Consider the following 2,738-nt stretch of genomic DNA (forward strand, 5'->3'; position numbering starts at 1 on the left):
CCGAGGAGATAGCCGCATGAAGCGCCTCACACTCTTGGCGATTGGCCTTCCACTTGCGTTTGGGGGCGTCGCTCCCGCATTCCCGGCGATGGCGCAACTGAAAGTCTATGATGGCCAAAATCACGTCGAGAATATTCTCTCGGCTCTGCGGGCCTTCATTCAAATCCAGAACCAGCTGACCATGCTGACGAAACAGCAGGGCGGAATTGATCGTTTTGCGGCTCAGATGTTGATTGGTCAGTCGATACAGGTCATCGGCCAATTGGCCAACCTAACCAATGCGCTAGGCGACCGTCCCCTCTACGACGGAGTTTACGGTCCACTGCCTCCGGGGCAAACCGGCATCGCCATTAGTGATAGCTGGAACGAACCGCGCTCGATTGGTCACGCAACCAGTTGGAACACATACGCCGTGCTGCGGGATCAATTATTACAATCCCAGCGCCAGATGGAGCAAGTCCAGGTTAATCTTGCCAATAGTAATACCCAAGTCGGTGTCGTTGGTTCTATTCAGGCAGCCACCGAAATGCTCGGTACCTTGGGCGATCAGCTCAATACCGTCCAACTGGTCAACGCCCAACAGCTTCGCCTGATGAATGCCCAGGAAGCGCAGCGCCTGCAAAAGCAGGAGCGCGGTCTCGCCGCCTACGAGATCCAGTCGGCCCCTTTGCAAATCACCTTGCCGCCGTCGCGCTTACGGAGCCTGTTTGAATGAGCGGCCCCAATCTCAGCGCCGTCGATTTGCAGGAGTTCATGATCCCGTATCTTCTGAACGGGCTCAACCGGCTGCAATCGGTCACCGATGGCTTGCTCTATGTTTTTGGGGTCCTGGCAGCGGCTTTCCTCGCCTTCAAATATATTATGGCGACCGAAGAGACCCAGATGCAGAGCCTGCGCTGGCTCGCGCCGCAAGTGCTGACGATGATTACGATCGCCTGGCTCGCGTCCAATATTGCTGATGTTTCCTACGTCATTCATGCCAGCCTAACGAAGGCTGGGATGATGAGCGGCGGTTTCGATGAGAATAGCACGCCGCTCTATAACCCAGTCATGATGCTCCTGCTGTCGACGCGGGTCTTCGAGATCATGGTCTCGACCTGTAAAATCATCGACTGGTTGAACCCCTTTACCATCGTCGGTGCAGCCATTGGCGTTATCTGCCTGATTGCAGCGGGTATTATCCTTTTTCTTTTCACGCTGATTAAGCTCTACCACTTCAAAGCTATTGTCATTGTCGGAAGCCTCATGGTCCCGCCGGGACTATGGCCGCGCACGGCGACAATTACCGAAGACTGGCTCACCCACGTTCTCAATGCTGGCCTGTCGATGTTCATGCTCGCGGTCTGTGTCAGTCTTCCCTACGATTTCTTTAAAGAAATGAACAATTGGAACAAGGTTTCTTGTTCTGCCGTTTCCTTCATATGGATCGGCGTCAGTTTCCTGGCTTGGGCGCTCATCACCGTCAGCATGACCCAGAGCTTCTCCCGCCTGATCTCCAAAGCCATCACTCTCTATGGGAGCAAATAGCGTGAGCGACCATGCGCGCAATCCGATGGCGACCCCGCGCGTTCATACGCCTGATCACCATCCCGATGATCTCTACCGCGCGGCGCAACGCGCCTGGGATAGTCGGATGGACTCGATTCTCACGGTCGACCGTCGCAAAAACCTGATCATCTACGGGCTAACTGGCTTGGTCGTGGCCTTGCTCGCCAGCCACGCTTTTCTCTATTCGCAAAAGACCCTCGTCGCGGCCCTCGTCAACGAGAAGAACAGCGACATTATCCCGATCCGCGGCGAATGGGTGCCGTCCGACGGAGCGAAGCGGTCGCGGTTGCAGGATTTGATCGAGAAATGGCGGGCAAAGCCCATCGATCCGTTCCTCTACAAGAAAAACCAGGACCAGGTTGCTGAGTGGATCGACACCGACACCTTCAAGCGGATCCGCGATGACTACGAGGCTGCGAAAAGCCGCCCGACCTGTTCAGCGGTGGACGTAAACGTCCGAACAATTCAGCCGCTCAATGATGGGCTCTGGCAGGTGCGCTGGGAAGAGGTCTGCTTCCTCAAGGGCAAGCGCCTGCCAACAGAGACCTTCACCGGCATCGGCGGCTTTCGCGCCGCGGCACCGGAGACCTTGAGCGAGCTTGAGAAGAATCCCCTCGGTCTCATCCTCACCAAATTCAATTGGACCCAAGATTATGCGCGCAGCTCGAATTAGCCTTCTTGGGGTCGGCGTTCTCGGGGGCAGTCTTCTGTCCGGGTGCGCCTATCTGCCGACCGTGGAATTCGGCAGCGGGTCGACCCCGGCACCGATGCTCCTCACCGAAGCCAGTCCGGTCCTTGACCCCCCGGCTCCGCCCCCGGAACCGTTCCTAGAGCGGCCCGCAGCAATCCAGACGACACCCTTGGCTGCGGCAGCCCTGGCCGCGCCGATTAAAACACCGCGACCGCGCGGTCCGGCGGCAGCGGCGGCCTTGGCGACCCAATCGGCGGCGACGGCCGAGTACGATGGGGCGACGGCGGTTTACGATTATACGGTGGGCGGTCTGTATCAGGTCATCACCGCCTTTAACCGCATCACCGTCATAGCCCTTCAGCCTGGCGAGAAGTTTATCGACGCGACCGGCGGCGATACCGTTCGCTTTAAGCTCGAGCACCAAATCAGCGGCGACCGCGAATACATCGTCATCAAGCCGGTGCGCGCAGGCTTGCAGACCAATATTTTCCTGACCACT

General features: G+C 57.6%; 3 protein-coding genes and 1 pseudogene. All 4 read left to right on the forward strand.

The window, feature by feature from the left end:
* Positions 1-715: pseudogene (locus ACIQ36_RS19790) on the forward strand (hypothetical protein); the annotation flags it as partial.
* Positions 712-1,527, forward strand: a complete 816-nt coding sequence (locus ACIQ36_RS19795; protein WP_395832562.1) for a type IV secretion system protein — start codon at positions 712-714, stop codon at positions 1,525-1,527. The pseudogene ACIQ36_RS19790 and the gene ACIQ36_RS19795, both read left to right, overlap by 4 nt.
* 1 nt (position 1,528) lies before the next feature.
* Entirely contained in the window at positions 1,529-2,221 is a 693-nt protein-coding gene (locus ACIQ36_RS19800) for a VirB8/TrbF family protein (RefSeq protein WP_395832564.1), read from the forward strand.
* Positions 2,202-2,738, forward strand: a 537-nt coding sequence (locus ACIQ36_RS19805) for a TrbG/VirB9 family P-type conjugative transfer protein (RefSeq protein ID WP_395832566.1), incomplete at its 3' end; no start/stop codon positions are given. The genes ACIQ36_RS19800 and ACIQ36_RS19805, both read left to right, overlap by 20 nt.

It is taken from the genome of Elstera sp. (assembly GCF_044372965.1).
Lineage (GTDB): Bacteria > Pseudomonadota > Alphaproteobacteria > Elsterales > Elsteraceae > Elstera.